The organism is Microlunatus elymi (assembly GCF_007362775.1).
Classification (GTDB): Bacteria; Actinomycetota; Actinomycetes; order Propionibacteriales; family Propionibacteriaceae; genus Microlunatus; species Microlunatus elymi.
On sequence record NZ_CP041692.1, the window covers coordinates 413,007 to 433,798 of the forward strand.

Consider the following 20,792-nt stretch of genomic DNA (forward strand, 5'->3'; position numbering starts at 1 on the left):
GTAATACGCGCCATCCGCCGATCCGTCGAAGTCGTAGTCGTGGCATCGACCGGTAGCAGGATCCGAGTAGATCATGACGTTCGGAGTGCGGGCAGATTGGTTGGATTCCGCCTTGGGTGGATCCGCCGTAACGTGCAGCGACGCCAGCCCGCGTCACGGTTTTCCCCGGGTTCAATGCCCCAGTGAGTGCGCGTGCCGAGCTGGTCAAGATGGTCTCGCCATCGACGCTCGAGGTTGGTATCCGCTGGGGGCCTGACCTGAGCAGCTGCCCGGATGCGTAGACCTGGTTCCATCGATGACCAGAAACATTCGAGATCAGGTCATCTATCGGGATGCGGGCCTCAGGCGGCAAGATCGCATCCCACGAGACCTGGACGTAGGCCACAGGTTCGTTGCTTGACTCAGTGTCCCAGTGAGGGCCCTCAAATAGCCCGCGAAGAACACGGCCGCTCGCGATGATGCCCCGATGATCGTGCTGCCGCAGCAGGAAGAGCCGATCGCCGACCGAAATGGAACGACTTCTGCACGCCCACGGCATCTCGACGTGGCTTCCATCCGCGGAAGTCCTTTGGTCGGCCTCGTAGCTCGGCCAACCTTGAGGGCTGCCGTTCCAGGTCAAAAGGTAAGTCGGCATGTTGGCATGCTGGCATAGGAACGGCTGCGAAGTCCTGCACGGCGTGCTGCTGGAGTTTCCCTGGCCGGAGGCTGCGGCGAGGACCGGAGCGCAGCGAAGCGAGCACCGGACCGCAGCCGCCGGCGCGGAGCGCCGGCCTTGATCCATTAGAGCTCAGTTCGGCAGAGCAGGGTCGGAAGTCGGATCGGAAGAGGCAATGGTCAAAAGAGCCGCTTTGTCTCCGTTGAGGTCTTGATAGTCCGGCATCACCTGCTTGTTGGCATGGATCGGGACCGGCAAGCAGAATCGTAAGATGCTGAATCGGCGGGCGTTGGACTAGTCGACGTGCAGACCGGGTTCGACTAGCTAGAGCTCGTCAAATGGGACCTGCTGGCGGGCTTCTTGGACCAGGTTCGATCCACTCGAGTCCATGCAGGACGTCCGGGCGGGGCCCAAATGATGAGTTGGAGCAGTACGCCGGCAAACCTCCCAGCAGTCGCCGGACGGAAAGCTGTCGATCCCGACGGTTCCGTGTCCCGCTACCGGAACATGGCGTTGATCGTCTGATCTGTGTAGCCGCCGTCAGGGCCCGCCGCCCGTCGATCCTCGCAGACCAAGAACCAGCACCGATGGGCCGGGATGAACCAGCACCGATGACTTGGTCGGCGATCCAGAGCATCAGTTCTTCCAGGGATGGGCCCTGACGCTAATGCCGTGGGCAATGCGTTGCAACCGCGCGGCAGGTCGATGGTGTGGCGGTCTCGGCGGATCAGGCTCTGTGGCCAGTTTACATCAGCCGGCTCACTTCGTGTTGGCTCACTTCGTGTTGTTCGTCCAGCTCCTATGCCAGCCGTTCCAGGCGCAGTGCGCGGACACGTTCTTGTCGCTGATCCATCGGGCGTTCCGACCCGCAGTCCTGGAAGTCACGTTCGGGCGCGCCGACCTACGAGTGCCGGGAACTCCGACCGGCGACCTTAGCTGACTGACCGCCACGAATCCGACAGAATTTTAAGCGCGTGAGTCACATCACTTGGTCCAGCGTTTTCACGTAAGTACCGACAGGCTCGTATCACGCCAAGCCGCACATTGCTCTTGGCCGCATTTGCACTCGCAGCGTCCTGAAGTGCCGATTGCATGCCTGTGAGTGCCAGTTCGAGGTACGGACGCCTTCTAGGTTCTGGCAAGTCCCGTCCGTTTCGGAGGAATCGATGAATAAGAGGGAGGAAGACTCCATCGGAGTTGTTGAGAACGTCAAATATTCGGCGGTCGTGCGTGGGATCCAAGTGTGCCAGCTCTGTGAGCATCCAGTGACTCATAAGCGAACAGCCATCGCACACGCGAGTTCCGTTCTCCGAGCGCCAGCGACAGGATTCCCTGATGGGGCACTCGGCACCATGGTCCGTTAGGTCAGCCGACGTCGACCTGGAGTTAGCCAGAGCACCGACCTTGCACCTGCCACCCACGTCGTTCTTGCAGCCCTTACCCAAGCACGGCTTAGCAACGCGGACCAGCAAGGGATCATAGCCGCCTGTCCGTGTAGTCGGCATGCCTAGAGGGACCCATCGATCTTGGGGGGTCCCTCGAACAGCAATTGGAACTACCTCGCCCATTGGAAGCGCACTCGGACACATCAGAGACGGTCGAGGCTCCGGCGGGTCTGCTTGCCTGGACACTCTTGGCTACCTGCTCTGCGGATTGCGGTCGCCACTACGGTGAGCAAGGAGAGCATGCGCCGCCGCACCCCGTGGAGCTACAGTCCATCAGATCGATTATCGAGCGATCGATCTGAATCTCGTAGAGGGTGAACTCTGACTCTGGACGATCTGTGGGCGGCACCCCAGCGATTACATCTGGCTGGTCAATCAGGACAGTTGGCGGCATCGTAAGCCTCCCTCACATGTAGAACCTTGGGTCGTCCACGTTGGAACGCCCATGTGATGCGACACACACACCTACTAAGGTCGCAACGTAGACGAGGATCCATCCCAAGTCAATGCTTGCGGCGGAGTGCGAAGGCTGGCCGCCATGACTGCAATGCATGTCTACCGTTGACTATCAGCGAACTGGCCCGGTGGCATCTAGAAATCCTTGCCGGCGGGGGTCGAAACCGGCGAGTCGCATCGCCAAGTCCTTCTAAGCCTCAATCCGTGGACTGGCTCGGGTGTTGATCTTGGTTTGTGATGTTGATCTTGGATTGGCTCGTTGTTTGTCGTCGGGGCATGGGTGAGTTGCTGGTCTGCCCAGCTTTTCCACGTCTGCTCTCCGGTTGGCGCCGATGCGGCGGTCGGGTCGATGGGCTATGTGGCTGCCGGTGGCCCGATGCTGTTGGTGAACACGTGGTGCCACAATCGGAGCCACTGATCGGCCCAGGGCCAGTGAGCGGGTAGGTGCAGGAACTTTCGGCGGGCCGGCCGCGCGATCCGGGCGGGCACCATGATCAGGTGCCGGCGCAGGGTGGCTCCCCGAGCCACGGCATGCCGGCCGCCGACCAGGCTGCCGGCGGCGCGGAGCAGGTTGTGACAGATCCCGGCGCAGATCGCCCAGGCTGTGTTGGCGGCGAATCGGCCCGACGGCAGGTGAGCCAACGGGCCGTCGATCAGATCCGAGTGCACGGTTTCGATGATCGCGTGTTGGCGATGGGTCACATCGGCTCGGGTGACGGATTCGAGACTGTTGGTCAGGAACGGGTGGTAGCGCCACACCGGGAACAACTCGTCGAGCCTGGCGACATCCCGCACTCGGCGGACGACCAGCCGGGCGGTGATCGGCCGGGCAGTGCTGGCGAAGGCGGTGAACGCCTCGACCTCGGCGACCTGGGCGTCGGAGATCAACACGCCGGTGTCGGGGTCGACGACGGCACCGGGATAGTGCACGGCAGTCCAGGCATCCTCCGCGATCGAGGCAATCGCTTGGTCGAGCGCGGCGTTGCGGGTCAACACCAGTGAGAACCGCACGCCGTGGTCCAGGCAGGCTCCAGCGACCAGGTGGTTGCCGTAAGCCGAATCGCCCCGCACCAAAATCTCGCCGGTCGCGCCGGCCTGTCGGGCGGTGCCGATGGCCTCGGTCACCATCGATGCCGCACCACGCCCGGATCCGGCCTTCCCGGCCCTCAGCCGGATCCCCGCCACTACCGGGGCACCGTCGGTAGTGCTGATCGTGGTCACCAGCGGCGACAGGCCCTTGCGGAGCACCTGTTTGCCGGCGATCTTGGCGTGCCCGAAACTCGCACCCTCCTTGGCATGCCCGTAGACCGGACGGAGCAGCGAGTCGATATCGATCAACGCCCGCTGCTCGATCCCCGGCAACAAGTCGCTGCAGCCGACGAGGTTGACCAGGTGGGCTCGGGCCACCGACGCCAGCTGGCTGGTGTGTCCATGGCTGAGGTTGCGCAGGAACTGACCCAAGGTCGCGGGCGCGTACACCTGCTTGAACAGTCGCGCCGTTCCACCAGCCCGGATCACGTCCAGATCATCGATACAGTCCGCACCTGCGGCCATCCCGGCGATGATCGAGGTGACCTTCCCCGCCGGGTTGACCCCAGACGAGGCCACCCATGCCGAATCGACCCGAACCCGGTCGGCCAGCAACTCCGACAAGCCGGCCCGCTCGGCCAGACCCATCACCGGAGCCAGCCCGGCACACGACACCAGGTGCTCCTCATCGAACATCGGAACAGCCCGCGTCCACCCATGAGGTAGTTTCACTATCAGTGCCTTCTTGGTTCGGTCGGATCAGTGCGTTAGCAACACAGATTCTCCCTTGCCAGGAAGGCCTCTCACGTCCTCACACGCTGGACAGCCCCACCCAACCGACTACTCGTCCACGGATCGAGGCTAAGATTCGCCTCAGGAATCGCTCCGCGCCTTCAAGGGCTGTGCCAGGGGGCTAGTGCCGAAGGCGGACTACCGACGATGTTTGCATACGAAGCACCACTCCAATGGTCAAGGGGACTCTTGACCGGCGTCAGCGGCGAAGCGTGGCCCGCGTGTTCAGTGTGCGGCCTCGGCACCTCGCTCAGAAGTGGCCAGTACGCCCAGCTCGGGGAGGGTCGATGACTACGTGGCTGGCGAGCAGACGAGGGCCAGGAGTAGATGCCCACGAAGCCGTCAATCCGGGCGCGTCACAGTCTGCTGGAACGGAAGCCTTGACGACCCCTTGATGCGGTGCTAGCGTCCCGAAGCAACGTCCGGCTAAGGGGACACTCGATGCAGATGTCCGCCTCGTCCGTAGGGCGGCCTCTCAAGTCCCGCCACCGACGCCGGGCCCATTCAACGACGATTGGGGCTTACCGTGACAACTGGGACTTTGCAAGGCGCCGTCTCAATGGAGTACCTGGCGGCGGACGACACGATTGGGCTGCCGACCAGTAACCGGTCCGGCGCGGAGCAGGGGCTCGATCCATTCTGGATCGACGACTTTGACGGCATGATTGTCGAGGTCGTCAACAGTGCCGCTTACTGCTCAGGCTGCAGCGGTTGCGTCGGGTGCTCCGGGTCCTGCCGGGGATAATCTCGTCTCAGACCCGATTGTTCACGAAGCACTCTGATTACCTCCCGCACCGTGAGGATGATCACGCCATTATGCGTGCCCAGGTCGCACTCCTGTGCGCGCGGCCCGTCAAAGCGGCGAAAGGATCCCGCCATGGCGGCAAAGAATTGTAGTAGAGCGTCGCGCAATTCCACGACAGGAGAAGTTAAGCATGACGACATTGATTGCGCCGGATGCCGGCCAATGTCAGGAGACAGCATTGGGGGTGCCAGAGTTCACGGATCTCGACACACCCTCCGAGTTCACGATTGCGGAGATCAGCTCGGCCTCACAGCTCATGGCCTTCGACAAATCGGAGCCCCTCGGATTCTGTGACGGATGCCAGGGATGTAGCGGGTGTTCAGTCTAGCGCACACCACGTTCTGTCAGTCACGGGTCTAGAACCGCGGTTGACTATGAAACAAGAATGGTGTCAGGCGTGAGGATAGGAATAATCGGAAAGGTCCCTCCCATCGAAGGGGGAGTCAGCCGATCAACATTCTGGGAGGCCCTTGCGACGGCGGAAATTGGCTACGCAACCACCGTTGTAACGAACGCATCAGAGGTCGAGCAGGAGTACCGCTCTAGTCATCTAGGGCAGATGCCAACAAATCCCCTTCTGTCCATTCATAGTACCGTCACACCTGCGGCCGCACTTCGCCATATACCACGGTCGAATCCGTTCGTTTCCAAGCTGGTGGGCTTAGCGTTAACTCAGTTTGAGCGTTCTCGCCCGGAATTCATTCACGCTCACTACCTGGAACCGTACGGCGTCGCGGCGATGGTCGTTAGCAAGCTGCTGGAAATCCCATACGGGGTTCGACACGCAGGCAGCGACGTTGGACGTCTCTACAACCGCGCACCGGAACTGCGTGGCGTGTATGAGCGCGTATTCGCAGATGCCTCCTACATAATCGCGTCAGCGAGAGTCAAGAGGGCTCTTATCCATCTCGGCATCGATCCGGACGCATTTCTGAACTCACCGCCAGATTGTCTGAACGACAACTACTTCAGGCCCAGCGGTCAGACCTTGGACTTCAGTGCACGGAGAGCGGGGCTTGATCCAGGCTCCATCCATGCTCGCTTGAATGCCGATTCTAGGTTTGACGAGTCCGCGCCGACCCTTGGGGTCTACGGAAAAGTCGGCGAATTCAAGGGCTCTTTTGACCTTGTCGAAGGGCTCCGTCGTATGCGTTCCGCTCGGTACAACCTTGTGGTGCTATCCTCGGGGCCGCCGGTCGCTCTCGAGCAGATGCACGCCAGAGCCACCGAGCTCGGTGTAGCGGGGAACATTACGTGGATTCCCTTCATCCCGCATTGGGAGATTCCTCAGTTCATCCGTGGGTGCACCGCCGTTGCGTTCCTAGAACGGAACTTCCCAATCGCGATCCACCGCCCGGGAATCATGAGAGAAGTAATGGCATGCGGGCGCCCCCTTGTTGTCTCGCAAGAGGTGGCAGCGAAGGCCCCCGTCGAGGGTGAGCCGTATCTCGTCGTCGATCCGACTCAACCGGAGGAGCTTGCCGCAGCACTCGACACGGCCCTGGAGCCTTCTGGGGACGCCGCACAGAGAGCTGAAGCAGCACTCGTCCACTATGCGGCATCGGCTCCCTCGTGGGTCGAGTACCGCGAGATCCTACAAACGCATTGGGACCTGCGGCTCGAGGCGGTAAGGGAAAGGAAGCAGAAGGTGTCAGCCATCGCTGTACAGAAACTTGTGGCTCGCCTTAGTGTCAGTGAGCCTTTCAGAGAATGGTTCAAGGTAGCACCGGCCGAGGCCATGCGTGGGTATGATCTGTCTGACGATGAGACGGAAGTTCTGCGGAAGATCAATCGCAGGATGCTGGATCACTTCGCGGCGTCCCTTATGTCCAAGTGGCGCCAGTCGGCTGAGCACCAACTGCCTCGTGCTCACGGCTTTCTGGAGGACGATTTCTCCAAGCTTTTCTCGGAATATTACGGGCTTCACGCGCCAGACCCCTCAAGAAGCCGGGTCGACTACATCCTGGCCTTTGCACGCTTTCTTGAGGACTCCTTCAGCATTCCTAATGCCGACGATCGAACACTCAGGGCCATGAATATATGCAAACTTGACCGATGCCTACTTGAGGTCAAGACCCGAGTGAGTTCCTTGGATAGCCTGCTGCGAATAAATGCAAAGACCGGCGGCCTATCCCCAGATTCTAAGGTGGCTCGAGATCCGCGAATGATGATTGAGTCGTTCGACTACCCGGTGACTAGCCTTATCGATCCGGCATCGTTCGATGGCGCACAGCTTGACAGTGGGATGAAGGTTGCCTTCCGGCCCGCTGATTCTTTAAACCGTAGTCCATGCGTGGAGATCTCTGGAGCGGTTGGGCGTCTTCTGGGGTACGCATCGGAGTCACCGAGAACGATCGCGGAGATCGCGGAGCTCTATGCTCGTGACAATGGAGGATCGGTTGATGCCGAGCAGGTCGCAAAGGCATGCCAGATGTGTGTGGATCAGGCACTCATGGTGGTGATTGAGTGATGTCAGGAATTGTTCTCGAAACCTTGCAGTTTCGCGAGGTCCCCGTTGAGCCGGTCAGCGATGAACACCCCTGTGATATATGTCAGGCATGTTTTGGCCGGATTCTGTCCCGGACAATCGACCCGCGAGCCGTAGACGGAGATGACCAGCGATCATGTGACGGTGGACCCGTCACTCGTTCACTAGCTCAATCGGGGATGCAATGAACTCGGAGCCTCGGGGAGCCGTTGAGCCGGGTCCCGTCGTGAATGTTCGGACGGGTGGCTTCGGGCTGGGATATCGGTCTGAGCTCATGGATGAAATTTCGAACGCTGCGTACGTGGACACTCTTGAAGTCTTAAGCGAGCAGTTCTTTGACTCCAAGTCCAGGGAACTACTTCGCGAACTGGCGGCTGCCTATCATGTAGTCCCGCACGGTACAGGTCTCTCGATTGGTTCGTTTACTCGTCCTCGGCCGGAGTATTTGCAGTCGATTAGACAGGTTTGCGACGAGATTGGCGCGGACTACTATTCTGAACACTTGTGCATGACACGCGCTCCAGGCGTGAACATGGGGCATCTTGGTCCGCTGTTGCCAAGTCGCGCATCTGTCGACATCGTCGCGCGTAATGTTGACATCGTTCAGAATGAGTTGGGCTTACCGCTTGCCCTAGAGAACATCACACAGCCTTTGATTTTGCCCTCGCCCGACATGAGCGAGGCTGAATTCTTCTCAGAAGTCATTGACCGCACCGGTGCGCTTGTGCTTCTGGACATTACGAACCTCTACACAAATTGCGTAAACCAGGGCAGAGATCCAGATGCGGAGCTGTCGCACATGCCGTTGGATCGAGTGCGGCATGTCCACCTGGCAGGAGGACGGTGGCGTGACGATGTGCTTGTAGATAGTCACTCTCACCCAGTTCCGGACGCTGTTTGGGAGTTGCTAAAAACCGTTTCTAGCATTACACGAAATTTCAACCTCATCATTGAGCACGATCAGAATTACGCAGACCCCGCGACCATTGTGTCGCAGGTCGCGCGAGCGAGGGAAGTAGTTCTGACGTGAAGAGCAAGCTGCGACGCGATGCACCTGAATGGCGCCGCTTGCTCCGCTCGACCTTCAGGCCGTATTCGGGCCGACTGGTCGTTGTCGGCCTGGCGACGGTAGTCACATCGGTTGCGAGCATCGTGACTCCATTGATACTTGCGACTCTGGTCAATGAAGCGTTCGCTGTCCAGCCTCGCGGTGGCGTAATCGCGAGGGACGTCATTCTTCTGCTGCTGCTGCCTTTGATAGCCGGCATTGGTGGTATGTGGCATGCGCTCCAAGTCACGGAGATTAGCCAACTGGCTATCCGCGACCTGAGAGTGCGACTCTTTGACGCTGTTCACCACCAGCCGATGGAAGCAATTGACCGGGCTGGCGGTGGCCATGGGCATGCTGCAATAGTCACAGACACGGTGTCCATCGAGAACTCCATACTTGAACCTGCGCGTGGCGCACTACTGAACCTCACAATCCTCGGTGGTTCGATCGGTGGCATGTTTCTTCTGAACTGGCAGCTTTCCCTCGTGGCCGTGTGTATTCTGCCTCTGTATCTAGTTCTTATCTGGCGAATTGGTATCGTTCGACGAAGAGTTGCACGTATCCGACAGGAGCGGCTTGCCGGCTTAAACGGAACCGTCGCTACCACAACAAGCAGAGATGCTGTTGTGACGGCCCGCACACTGGGATCCGTTGCTCGTCTTCGGGACATTTTTCGTGAGAGTATCGCGGAGCTACCGCTGTTGGCCCTCCGGGAAAAACGCGCCGGCCGAGTATTTTTCACTAGCTCAAGCATTCTCTTTAGCTGGCTTCCGCCAATCATTTATGGTCTAGTTGCCGTTTCCCATATGGGTGGATTTGGCGGCGCGTTTTCGATCACTGTTGGCGGTGCCGTCGGATTCGTGGCCATTCTGACTCGGTTGTATTCGCCCGGCGGTCCACTCAATCAGCTCCTTTCGATATACGGGGATTTTGTTCGAGATCTTGCCGTGTGGGATCGGATCGCGGACTTCTTGGGTGCTGAAGAACCTGGCGATGAGGCGGGGCCGCGGCCGGGGCGCTCCGATGATCGATCGGCGAGAGCGCCGTCGGGCATGGGGTTGTCGCTGCGGGACGTCGCGTTCCACTACTCTGGGGATTCGGTAGCATCGGTTGGACCGGTGTCTATGGACGTTCCCCGAGGGCAGCTGATCGCGATTTCTGGTCGCAGTGGGGCGGGGAAGACGACGTTTGGAATGCTTTGTGTCGGACTGCTGTCCCCATCGTCGGGTTCAGTGACATTAGATGGGGTTCCGATTAGCGATTTGGGTGTCGCCCTCCCTGAGCGTATCGGATATTTACCGCAGAGTTCATACATTCTTGATGCCGACTGGAGGTCGAACCTTCTTTTAGGCGGCGATGTCGCAGACTCTGCTTTGGAAGGCACTCTCGCTGAAGTGGGATTGTCAGATAGGTCGTCACATTCCGAGTTGGGACTATCCGAACCGCTGGGGTTCGACGGTGTCAACCTGTCCGGCGGGGAGAGACGACGTCTTGCCTTGGCGCGGGTCTTGCTCAGGAAGCGCGAGCTCTACGTCCTCGATGAGCCAACGGCGGGCCTTGATGGATACTCAAGGCGGCTGGTTGGCGATCGGATTGAGCAGCTCGCTAAGGATGCGGCGGTTATTGTGATCACGCACGATGACGGCCTTCTCAATGTGGCCACGAGGCGACTTGTGATCGATCGTGGCCTTTTGATTGCAACTGACGTGGTAGGTGCTTGATTTGTGGATTGCGGCCGGCTTTCGACAGATCTGCCGCCCGACTCATGGTTGAAGGATTTCGCGTGGCGCTTAACGTACTGTTCATCTCGGCATCTGTGGCGCCACACCATCGCGGAGGAATTGGCCGATTTGTCACTGAGGCTGCTCATGGGCTTGTCGCGGCCGGCGCTCGCGTTGGAATATGCTGGCCTGGTGGCAGCTGGATTGAAAACGGGGTAGAGGTATTCGGTGCCAGCAGTGACACCGGCCCACGGCATTGGAGTCGTGTCTTTACGTGGCAGGACTACGCATCTCGTTATGCGGCCGCTATTGAGAGGTCGATCGACGCCGGACCTTGGCATGTTGTTCACTTACACGACTGGTTGGTGGCGCCATCCCTGCCTTCAGTCGGCCGGCTTCAAGCTCCGCTCAAAGTTGCGACATTGCATACGGACGCGAACCTCGCGGTAGGAGCCAGTGATCAGCGGCGTGCGTTGCGAATACGTTGGGAGAGGCAAGTTGTAGAATGTGCGGATGCGCTGACGGTCTGCAGTTTGGATATGGCACGTCGCGTCGCGACTCGATATGTTGACAGTCGGGTTGAGATTGTACCTGGTGGAGTGAACACTCAAGTATTCGGGCGTCCGTTGGTTACGGGACGGTTTCACAAGAAGGTGTTGTTCTTTGGGCAGTTGATTCGACGCAAGGGCTGCGACACATTCCTGCGGGCTGTTTCGCGTGTACTGACTGAAGTGCCCGACCTAGAAGTCGAAGTCATCGGCAGCGGGCCCGAGGCGGAGCGGCTTGCCTTGCTCGCTAAACAGTTGTGTATCGAGTCCGCGGTTAGGTTTCGGGGTCGGCTCGACGGAAGAGAGCTCGGCGATGAGGTTGCGAGCGCGTCAGTGGCTTGTCTTCCGAGCCGTGAAGAGCCATTCGGATTGGCTGCGTTAGAGGCTATGGCGGCCGGGGCAATTGTTGTGGCCTCCCGCACTGGTGGATTTGTGGACTTTATCAAGCCTGGATTCAACGGATTCTTGTGTCGCGTGGACGACGACGAATGCTTCGCGGACTGCATGTTGAATGTCCTTAATGGTCGCATCCCGTATGGCGTCATTGCGCGAAGGGGGCGAGAGACTTCTGATAGGTACTCATGGGAAGCGGTCGCGGAGAACCTTCTGGATGTGTACCGAGCGACGCTGTGATGAGTTATGTTTGCCCGCTGTCTTGTTCGTGGTGTTTGACAGGAGATGTGGTTGCAGTGTTTGAATCGTTTACATCCGAGGCGCGAGTAAGTATTGAAAATGGTAAGGGGGCAGCCCGGGTCCTTCGATCGAATTGTGTTGGAACTGAGCATATACTTCTCGGTGTCTTACACGATCGGTCGGGTATGTCGTGTCGCATCCTTGAAGAGTTCGGACTGACGGCGTCATCTGTGCGTCGGGAGATCGAAAGGACCATTAGTCCGAGCGTTACTGAAGGTGGCGCGCATGTGTCGTTTTCGTTGCATGCGAGAAGTGCTCTCGAGGCAGCCCGTCTTATGGCCACACTGATGCGCGCCAGCGGTGTCGGAAATGAGCACCTGGTGCTCGGCGTGATGGGAGAGATCGGCGGCGGTGCAGTTCGGGTGGTGTCTGATCTGTGTCCGAGTCCGGGCAAGATTCGTGCAGATCTGCTGTCTGCCATGGCTAAGGAAGATTCGCGATCCGGAGGTAACCTTGCGATCGATACCCGTGTGGCAGCGGTCGAGGAGCGGCTTCAGGCCATTGAGAGGGCGCTGAACGGTCGTGAAGGCCTGGAGTCCTGATTCCGATACGATTGTGCAGGGCCTCGACGGCCGGTCGACTTGACATTATGTGGGGAGACCACTTATGCGGAGTCGTTGTCACCTTGCCGGTTGAGAAATTCGGAAATCGAGTCGGCGAGGGTCCCGATCGTCGTTGTGAGGGCCTGGGCTCCGGCCTGACCAAGTTCTCTGCGTCGATCGGGCCGCTTCGCATATCCGATGGTCCTGAGACCCGTTAGCTCTCCGACTTCAACGTCGCTAACCGAATCCCCGATGAATGCGACCGTCGAGGGTTCCGATCCGATGAGCTGGAGCGCCTGGTCGATAAGGTGTCGGTTCGGCTTCATGAGGTATGGGTCGCCTCGGACGCGCCCTACAACGGCGTCTACCTGGTCCGAAAGCTTGAGGCGCTCAAGGTATGCATGAATGGCGTCCGCCGAGTTGTTGCTGACTATGATCAAGGGGCGGCCCGAGGCGCGACAAGCGCGGATGAAGACCGTCGACCCGGGAGCTGGGTCGCTGTCGCCAGCCGCTTGCACTTCTCCGTCAATGCAGGTCTGCTCCGCGTCTGCGGCTGCATCGGGCGTGCAGTGGTCGTACGCCCACCGGAGAACGGCAAGCGGATCAGCCGTTGTGGCCGCCTCTCCATTGGCCGGCTGTTGATGCTGTTCCAGTCTTGACCGCATACGGTCAGCGATGGCCTGGTTACGTCCATCGGCGAACAGATGCGTCACGGGGCCATCGAAGTCGAGAAAGACTGCGGTCGTTTCGGCCAAGATCTGACTTGGGTTGGTGGTCACAGTGTCACCGGCCGGGCGATTGTGGACCAGACGCTGTCGAACCATCGCTCAGCTTCTGTGACGTACTGAGTGCCCAGTGCGTCGGGATCCTTCGTCGCAGTGTGGTGGAAGAGTGCGGTGTCCTTTCCCATTGGATCGAAGGTCGGTACCACCTCCCCGCCGATCACGACGTCGTGAGCTACAACTGGGTAGAAGCCAAAGAAGAGATCCGCCCGGTTGATCAGATACAGCTTGAACAACGGTGCCGAGCCATGGACACGGATGTCGGCCGATGCCTTCTCGACTAAGCCCAGCAGGGCTAGTTCACCCAATGACTCGTTGATGCCGCCGGCGTAGCGTTCGATCGTCTTCTGCATTCGTTGGCGAACCCTTGGGTCGTCTCCTGGGTCGTCACCGGCCCGCACCGGCAACGCGATCGGCTGGGTCATGTCGGCGAGTAGCAGCCGGAGCCGAATGCTTCTGGGCGCGAGTCTTCCGTCGCGGATCTTGTCGATCGGTTCCTGGATGGCGGTGTGCAGGGTTTCAGCGGTGTAGCCGGAAAAGTCAATCTGCACGTCGGCGTGTTCGAAGGCAGCCTCGATGTGCGGTCGAAGACCGACGGGACGACTCGTACGCTCGCGGACAAAGACGCCGCTCCCCTGGCGGGAGACGATCAGATTCTCCTCGCGTAGGAGCCGCAGGGCCTGTTGGATCGTCATCCTGGCAACGCCATACCGCTTGGCTAGCTCCGCCTGAGACGGGAGGCGATCCCCGGGCTCGATCGACTTGCTCAGGATCGCGGCGCGCAACAGCTGTGCCACCTGCATGTACGGCGGTTTCGGATTGTCGAGATCAAGCCCACTCATGACGCCACTGTAGAGCCACATGGCTAGGCGACATAGAAAAGTTGTCCAAATGCTTGACATGGCTAGGCAGGCTAGTGCTACCGTCTTACTTGAACAACATGACTAGGCCAGTTGGCCAAACGTCTATCGAGAGGACCTGTCATGGCTATCCAAGGGCCGTTCACCATCGACTGCAAGACGCTGTTTCCGCTTGGGTGCGGTGTCGTCTCCGCAGTGACGCCCATCAACGACTTCGAACGCTCGACGCGTGAGAACCCCGTGCAGTCGCGCGACCGAGAGACGGGGTTGCCCATGTGGTCGGTCGATGTCATCGACTTCGACCCAGACGCCCGCGAACGCACTTTTAAGGTCAAGATCGCAGCGGAAGTGCAGCCGATCCCTCCGGAAGCTGTCTCAGGCGTCCCGGTTCGTCCCGTCTACCTTGAAGGGCTGCAGATGACGCCGTACATCAAGGAGGGCGGCATCCGGCCGAAGATTGCCTACAGCCTGCGCTGCTCCGGTCTCTCCGCGCCGAAGAACGCCCCCGTGGCCAAGCCCGACGGTGGGCGCACTGAGTCGGGGAGGGCTGCCTGATGAGTCTCGCTCCGATGAACCGGGGTTGCGCTTCGGTCATGGTCCACCTAGGAGCGCCGGGAACCGTGACGGCTCGAGAGTTCGCCGGTGCTGACCCATTCGTCTCGATCGATGTCGCGCCGGAAGTGACGCTGATGTGTCGGGACCCGGACGCGTTGTTGGCCTTCGAGCGGGAGGTACGACACGCACGTCAACGGCTGACTGCACTGCTGGAAGCTGCTATGACCGAGTTTGAGGTTGTCTCGGATCTGCTCGAGGTGGACGCGGACGGAGACGAGATCGGATCGGAATCGACCGGGAGGGACGCCTGGACACCGCCGGGGCGGATTCATTCCGGTGTGAGTGGGCGGTTTTGATCATGCGGCGCCTTGTCGTGCGGGTCGGGCCGATTGTTCGTCAGCCGGCATGGGTGGTGATCATGGTTGGTTTGTACCGCGGCATTGCTCGGGGGCTTCGCCGGTGCGTCCGGGCGCCGTTTGTTCTGATCACCATCGTCGGTTTCGTGGGCCTTGTTTGGTGCCTTATCCATCACGGCTTGCGGCCGGTGGCGGCAGTTCCGGCCGTGGTGGTGGTCTTGGCGGGTTGGCGGTGGCGTTGGCCGGCCGGGTTTGATCGGCTGGTCTGGATTCCGTTGCGGTCGTCGCGGCGGCGTCGGCGGACTTATCGGCGGCATTGGGATCTGGCGATGGACGCGTCCGGCCTGGTGCGGATGAGTGGCGACGTGAGGCGGGTGCCGCCGCTGGTTCGGGTGCGGAGTTCTCGATCGGTGGATCGGGTTCGGGTGGAGATGCTGCCAGGTCAGGTGTTGGACGACTTCGCGGCGGTGGCTGATCGGTTGGCGCAGACCTTTGGTGCGTTGGATTGCCGTGTGCACAGCGTTCCGGGTCGTCCGCATCGGATCGAGTTGTGGATGTTGATCAAGGAACCGTTGGAGCAGGTGGTGCAGCCGTGGCCGACCACGGTGGAGGACCTGACGCGGGGCGTTCCGGTGGCTCGGGCTGAGGACGGCCAGGTCCATCGGTTGATGATCATCGGCTCGCACGTGCTGGTGGTGGGTGCGACGGGCGCCGGTAAGGGGTCGGTGGTGTGGTCGCTGCTGGTTGGTCTGCAGCCGGCGATCGCGGCCGGCCTGGTGCGGGTGTGGGCGATCGATCCGAAGGGCGGCATGGAGCTGTCCCTGGGTGCTGGCTTGTTTGATCGGTTCTGCCACGGCGACGCCACCTCGGCCTCGTACGAGGAAGCGTTCGCCGGGCTGCTCGAGGACGCTGTGGTGACGATGCGGCAGCGGCAAGATCAGCTGCGCGGCGTGTCCCGGCTGCACGCGCCGACGGTGGATGAGCCGTTGTTGATCATCGTCATTGACGAGCTGGCTGCGTTGACGGGCTGGGTTTCGGACCGGACGCTGAAGAAGCGGATCGAAACTGCACTCGGGCTGTTGTTGTCCCAAGGCAGGGCCGTGGGCGTGGTGGTCGTGGGCGCGGTGCAGGATCCGCGCAAGGAAGTGCTGCCGATGCGGGACCTGTTCCCGACCCGGATCGCGTTGCGGGTCAACGAATCCGAGCAGGTCGGTCTGGTGCTGGGTCAGGGTGCTCGATCGCGTGGCGCGTTGGCCGACCGGATCCCCGAACGTCTCCCCGGTGTGGGTTACGTCGTGGTCGACGGCATCGCTGAACCGCGCCGGGTCCGATTTTCCTACGTCAGCGATGAACAGATCGCCGAGGCGTGCCGCAAACACAGCAAGGCGCTGGCGGCCGAGGAGGTGGCGGCGTGAGCGCGGCAATCATGCCTGAGGTCACAGCGGAGATGGCCCGGGAGCTGGCGGTCGAGCAGAAGGTGTGTGTCCGGCCGTTGTTGCGGCGGGTGATCGATCAGCAGACCGGGGACGAGACCCGGGTGGCGCTGCCCTGCGGTTCCACGCGCGAATCGGTGTGCCCGTCGTGCGCTGACAAGGCACGCCGGCTCCGGATCCAACAATGCGCAGAGGGATGGCACCGCGACGTCGAACCCGAAATCGACACTCCGGAACCGTCCGAGGACCCTGCCGCTGATGATCTTGATGCCGAGACCGGTGCGGGTGATCTGGACGAGAGTGATGCTCGGCGGGTTCGGTCGACACGCCGGCGGCAGGATGCTGCCGAGCTTCCTCGGGTTCCGGTCGAGGATCGCACGGTTGGCCGGGTGTTTGAGACGCCGGATGGGCGACGGTACCGGCCGAGCATGTTCGTCACGATCACCCTTCCTTCCTACGGCAAGGTCAAGGCCAACGGGGCACCGGTCGACCCGAGCAGCTACAACTACCGTCGGGCTGCGTTGGATGCGTTGCACTTCCCGAAGCTGGTGGACCGGTTCTGGCAGAACCTGCGCCGCTGTGCCGGGTTCAAGGTCCAATACTTCGCCGCTGTTGAACCACAGAAACGGCTCGCACCGCACTTGCATGCCGCGGCGCGCGGTGCGATCCCGCGCCAGACGATTCGGCAGGTCGTTCGGGCAACCTACGCCCAAGTCTGGTGGCCGCACTTCGATCAACCGGTGTACGTGGATCGGGTGCCGGTCTGGGACGGGCACGACTACGTTGATCCCGACTCCGGCGTCGTTCTGCCGACCTGGGATCAGGCGGTTGCTGATCTTGATCAGGATGGTCGGGCGGCGCACGTGCTGCGGCTGGGGTCGCAGGTGGACATGGCCGGCATCATCGCCCCGAGTGAGGACGCCGACCGGGCCATTCGCTACCTGACCAAGTATCTGGCCAAGTCGATCGCCGACACGTACGTCGACAACGATGCTGCTGTTGTTGATCTTGACTACGAGTCGCACGTGGATCGGCTGCACCAGGAGTTGCTGTACTTGCCGTGCAGCGAGCGGTGCGCGAACTGGCTCCGGTTCGGTGTGCAGCCGAAGAACGCCGGTCCCGGACTGCGGCCCGGCGCGTGTGTGTCGAAAGCGCATGATCGGGAGAACCTCGGCATCGGTGGCCGGCGGGTCCTGGTGTCGCGGCAGTGGTCAGGCAAGACGTTGAAGGAACACCGGGCCGATCGGGCGACCGTGGTGCGCGAAGCCCTGTTGAACTCGGGGATCGTGGCGCCGGAGATCGAACGATTGGCGGCGTCGGTCAGGTTGCCGGACGGGCGGCCGCGGTTCGTCTGGTCGGACTCGAAAGTTGATCATGCCGGCTACGTGTGGACAATTCTGCAGTCGGTGAACGAACGGGCCAGGTGGCGGGAACAGTACGAGGCAGCCAAGAAACGCCAGGCTGTGGACACTGTTTCGGCAATTGATCATGAAACCGCCGACCGTCCGCCGCCAGGTGCAGACCGAGAGGGTGACCACAGGGTGGCCTCCCCGATAACCAGCCCAAATGTGGTCCCCGGGCCGTGGGTCAAGGGTGAGCGCAGCGAATCCGAAGGACACGAAGTGCCCTTGACGCGCGGCCCGGGGACCAGACAATCACAAGTCGGGGAGGCCACTCCCGGGAACGGCACGGAGGGTGATCATGACGGCTAATGCGGTTGATCATGAGGTTCGTGTGCTTCGTCCGAAGTGGTACACGGTTGCTCAGGTGGCAGAACTGTTGGGTTACGGCGAGTCGAAGGTGCGGTCGTTGATCCTTGCTGGTGACCTTCGATCGTTGAAGGATGGCCGGTCCCGCCGGGTGTTGCCGGAGTGGGTTGATGAGTACGTTGCGATGCGAGCGGCTGAGGCCGAGCAGGCCTGGTGGACGTCATGAGCCCGCGGCGAGTGAACGGTGAGGGTTCGATCTATCCCTATCCGCATGGGTTTCGGGCGTATGTCTGGGTGACGACTCCGAGTGGTCGTCGGCAGCGGAAGTACGTTACGGGCAAGACGCGTGAGGACGTCCGGGAGAAGTACCTCCGGCTGCACGAGTCCGCCCGTCGTGGTCCTGTGGTGACGAAGGCTCCGCGCCTTGAGCAGTTTCTTGACGGTTGGCTGGATGAGGTCGTCGAGCCATCGTTGGCGCCGACGACCGCGGCGAGCTATCGGATGTGTGTTCGGCTCTACATCGTTCCGAGCCTCGGTGCGAAACGGCTGGACAGGATCACTGTGCGCGACGTGCAGTCGTGGCTGAATCGTCTTCGGGTGACGTGTCAATGCTGTGCGCAGGGCAAGGACGCCTCGCGGGAGAGGCCGCAGTGCTGCGCAGTGGGTCGATGCTGTAACCAGCTGCTTGGTGATTGGGCAGTGCATCAGGCGTACCGGGTGCTGCGAGCGGCGTTGTCTCAGGCGACTCGGGAGGAGCTCGTGGCGCGTAACGTCGCGGCGTTGGTTCGGGTGTCCGCTCCGCGAACGCAAGGGCGGGCGGTGTGGACGGTCGAGGATGCGCGCCGGTTCTTGGAGTCGTCGCGGGAGAGTGGCGACCCGTATCACGTTGGCTATGTCTTGCTGTTGGTCCTGGGGCTGCGTCGCGGGGAGTTGTTGGGCCTGAAGTGGTCGGACGTCGACCTGGATGCGGCGGAGGCAAGGATTCGGTGGCAGTTGCAGCGGACGAACGGTGAATTGGTGCTCCGGAGGACGAAGACGTACGCGTCGGAAGCGGTGCTTCCTTTGCCGCAGATCTGCTCCGACGCTCTGGCGTCGCATCGCGCGTTGGCGAGTGCTTGGCGGCTGGCAGCTGGTCCAGCTTGGCACGACAACGACTTGGTTCTGTCGACGCGCTACGGGCTGCCGATTGATCCTCGCAACTTCCACCGGAAGTTCAAGGAGCGTGCAGCGGCTGCCGGGGTGCCGGTGGTTCCGGTGCACTCAACGCGACGGACGTGTGCTTCGTTGCTGGTCGAGTTGGATGTGCACCCTCGGGTCGCGATGCAGATCCTTCGGCACAGCCAGATCGCGGTGACGATGGACATCTACAGCCAGGTCGCCTCCGCCTCGACGCGTGAAGCTTTGACGAAGCTCGGTGGGCGGCTCGATTTCGGGAGGAATTGAACGATGCTGCTGCAGTTTGCTGCTGCAAGTGCCGATTTCGGTGCCTCCGATGAGGGCTTGAAATGCGGTCTGACTAGGGGTGGAGCTAAGGGGACTCGAACCCCTAACCCCCTGCTTGCAAAGCAGGTGCGCTACCAATTGCGCCATAGCCCCAGATCGGTTCCCGGTCAGGTCCTTCGACAGGCTCACTGACGTCGTACCAGGTCGACGCCAAAGCTTACGGCACTGCGATGATGTCGGACAAAAGCTGACTCATCGAGGAGGTCGGGGTGGACATCCACGCCGCGCACGGGGCCCATCGCACACACGGTCCGATCCGGTACGGAGTGGTCGGCAGCGGCTACCGGACTGAGGCGTTCGTCCGGATCGCCGAACGGATGCCGGAGCGGTTCACGCTGGAGGGCGTGGTCACCAGGACCGAAACGCGCGTGGACGAGATCGTGGAGGATTGGCAGGTGCCGGCCTACACCGATCTCGGCACATTCCTCGAGCACCATCCGGTCGACTTCATGATCACCTCGACGCCGCATGCGGTCACCCCGTCGGTGATCGGCGACCTGGTTGCCCGTGAGATCCCGGTGCTGGCGGAGACGCCGCCGGCGCCGGACGTCGACGGGCTGCGAGCGCTCTGGAAGAACGTCGGGGCGAGCGGGCTGGTGCAGGTGGCCGAGCAATATCCGTACGCCCCGGGCAACGCGGCCCGACGCGCGCTGCTGGAAACCGGCGCACTCGGCGACCCCACCTGGGCCTACGTCTCCTCGACGCAGACCTACCACGCGGTTGCCCTGCTGCGGCACTTGCTCGGCGTCGAATTCGAACCTGCTCGGGTCAGCGCCCAGCAGTTCGAGCTGCCGGTGGTCGACCCGCAGACCCGTGCCGGCTGGGCCGACGACCTCGAACCGCAGAACCGCAGGACCACCCTGGCCACCCTCGACTTCGGCGGCCGGGTCGGCGTGTACGACTACACCGACAACCAGGTCCGCAATCCGATCCGCGGCAACCGGATGCTGGTCCGCGGCACCCACGGCGAACTCGCCGATGACCAACTCACCCGACTGGCCGCGCCGAAACAGCCGCTGCGGTCCGAGCTCACCCGCTGGCAGACCGGCGAATACCTCAGCTTCGAGGAACGCGACCTCTACCAGATCGGCGACGGCGAACGCGTCCTCTACCGCAACCCCTACTTCGGCGCCCGGCTGTCGGAGGAGGAGATCGCCGTCGCCACGCTGCTGGAACGCACCGGTCATTGGGTCCGCGACGGCGGCGAACCGCCCTACCCGCTGGCTCAGGCTGCGCAGGACCAGCTGCTCGCGCTGGCGATCGCCGAGTCGGCACGGAACGGTTCGGTGGTGCAGACCGAGCGGGAGGATTGGGCCGGATAATGATCGGCTGAGACCTCCGCGGCAACCCCCTTAAGGGTTCTGCGGCT

The 20,792-nt window shown here is 61.5% G+C and carries 15 protein-coding genes, 1 tRNA gene and 2 pseudogenes; 14 read left to right on the forward strand and 4 right to left on the reverse strand.

The genetic code is table 11. The annotated features are described in order from the left end of the window. Positions 1-2,910: 2,910 nt before the first annotated feature. Positions 2,911-4,317: an IS1380 family transposase gene (locus FOE78_RS01760; protein ID WP_168207289.1), complete on the reverse strand. Its 1,407-nt coding sequence runs from the start codon at positions 4,315-4,317 to the stop codon at positions 2,911-2,913. 1,250 nt (positions 4,318-5,567) lie between these two features. Here FOE78_RS01760 and FOE78_RS01765 point away from each other — a divergent pair. The 6 genes and pseudogenes from FOE78_RS01765 (at position 5,568) to FOE78_RS23960 (ending at position 12,225) form a co-directional block, all read left to right on the forward strand. Then, on the forward strand, positions 5,568-7,652 hold the full coding sequence (locus FOE78_RS01765; protein ID WP_143984802.1) for a glycosyltransferase: 2,085 nt from the start codon (positions 5,568-5,570) through the stop codon (positions 7,650-7,652). Between the two features lie 319 nt (positions 7,653-7,971). Then, entirely contained in the window at positions 7,972-8,700 is a 729-nt protein-coding gene (locus FOE78_RS01770; protein ID WP_266095002.1) for a DUF692 domain-containing protein, read from the forward strand. After that, complete coding sequence (locus FOE78_RS01775) at positions 8,697-10,442, forward strand: ATP-binding cassette domain-containing protein (RefSeq protein ID WP_143984804.1); 1,746 nt, start codon at positions 8,697-8,699, stop codon at positions 10,440-10,442. The genes FOE78_RS01770 and FOE78_RS01775 overlap by 4 nt, the downstream gene beginning before the upstream one ends. A 44-nt stretch (positions 10,443-10,486) precedes the next feature. Beyond that, positions 10,487-11,623 (forward strand): glycosyltransferase family 4 protein, encoded by a 1,137-nt coding sequence (locus tag FOE78_RS24630; protein ID WP_143984805.1) that lies wholly within the window; start codon positions 10,487-10,489, stop codon positions 11,621-11,623. After that, positions 11,623-11,817 (forward strand): annotated as a pseudogene (locus tag FOE78_RS24635) (hypothetical protein); the annotation flags it as partial. The gene FOE78_RS24630 and the pseudogene FOE78_RS24635, both read left to right, overlap by 1 nt. A gap of 141 nt (positions 11,818-11,958) precedes the next feature. After that, positions 11,959-12,225 (forward strand): hypothetical protein, encoded by a 267-nt coding sequence (locus FOE78_RS23960; RefSeq protein ID WP_228265999.1) that lies wholly within the window; start codon positions 11,959-11,961, stop codon positions 12,223-12,225. 62 nt (positions 12,226-12,287) lie between these two features. Here the strand turns inward: FOE78_RS23960 and FOE78_RS01790 are convergent, their stop codons facing one another. Together FOE78_RS01790 and FOE78_RS01795 are read right to left on the reverse strand one after the other, a co-directional pair. Then, entirely contained in the window at positions 12,288-13,004 is a 717-nt protein-coding gene (locus tag FOE78_RS01790; RefSeq protein ID WP_168207330.1) for an HAD family hydrolase, read from the reverse strand. Further along, entirely contained in the window at positions 13,001-13,849 is an 849-nt protein-coding gene (locus tag FOE78_RS01795) for a GntR family transcriptional regulator (RefSeq protein ID WP_143984808.1), read from the reverse strand. Before FOE78_RS01795 ends, FOE78_RS01790 begins: the two co-directional genes overlap by 4 nt. A 141-nt stretch (positions 13,850-13,990) precedes the next feature. Here FOE78_RS01795 and FOE78_RS01800 point away from each other — a divergent pair, with 141 nt between their 5' ends. From FOE78_RS01800 to FOE78_RS23970, 7 genes and pseudogenes are all read left to right on the forward strand, one after another. Continuing rightward, the gene (locus FOE78_RS01800; RefSeq protein ID WP_143984809.1) at positions 13,991-14,422 is read left to right on the forward strand and encodes a hypothetical protein; all 432 of its coding nucleotides are present in this window, start codon (positions 13,991-13,993) and stop codon (positions 14,420-14,422) included. Positions 14,423-14,487: 65 nt separating this feature from the next. Then, entirely contained in the window at positions 14,488-14,778 is a 291-nt protein-coding gene (locus FOE78_RS01805; RefSeq protein ID WP_143984810.1) for a hypothetical protein, read from the forward strand. A 188-nt stretch (positions 14,779-14,966) separates the two neighbouring features. Next, positions 14,967-16,193, forward strand: coding sequence for an FtsK/SpoIIIE domain-containing protein (locus tag FOE78_RS01810; RefSeq protein ID WP_143984811.1), 1,227 nt, complete (start codon positions 14,967-14,969; stop codon positions 16,191-16,193). Then, positions 16,190-17,923 carry a replication initiator gene (locus FOE78_RS01815; RefSeq protein ID WP_210414757.1) on the forward strand — a complete coding sequence of 578 codons (1,734 nt, stop codon included), beginning with the start codon at positions 16,190-16,192 and terminating at the stop codon, positions 17,921-17,923. Before FOE78_RS01810 ends, FOE78_RS01815 begins: the two co-directional genes overlap by 4 nt. After that, complete coding sequence (locus tag FOE78_RS01820; protein ID WP_143984812.1) at positions 17,913-18,146, forward strand: helix-turn-helix domain-containing protein; 234 nt, start codon at positions 17,913-17,915, stop codon at positions 18,144-18,146. The genes FOE78_RS01815 and FOE78_RS01820 overlap by 11 nt, the downstream gene beginning before the upstream one ends. Beyond that, positions 18,143-18,454, forward strand: a pseudogene (locus FOE78_RS23965) (site-specific integrase); the annotation flags it as partial. The gene FOE78_RS01820 and the pseudogene FOE78_RS23965, both read left to right, overlap by 4 nt. A 165-nt stretch (positions 18,455-18,619) precedes the next feature. After that, positions 18,620-19,363: a tyrosine-type recombinase/integrase gene (locus FOE78_RS23970; RefSeq protein WP_228266173.1), complete on the forward strand. Its 744-nt coding sequence runs from the start codon at positions 18,620-18,622 to the stop codon at positions 19,361-19,363. An 80-nt stretch (positions 19,364-19,443) separates the two neighbouring features. On the opposite strand, the gene FOE78_RS01830 is transcribed toward FOE78_RS23970, so the two are convergent. Continuing rightward, positions 19,444-19,516, reverse strand: a tRNA-Ala gene (locus tag FOE78_RS01830). A gap of 116 nt (positions 19,517-19,632) precedes the next feature. Here FOE78_RS01830 and FOE78_RS01835 point away from each other — a divergent pair. Continuing rightward, positions 19,633-20,745 (forward strand): Gfo/Idh/MocA family protein, encoded by a 1,113-nt coding sequence (locus tag FOE78_RS01835; RefSeq protein ID WP_210414758.1) that lies wholly within the window; start codon positions 19,633-19,635, stop codon positions 20,743-20,745. Positions 20,746-20,792: the final 47 nt, after the last annotated feature.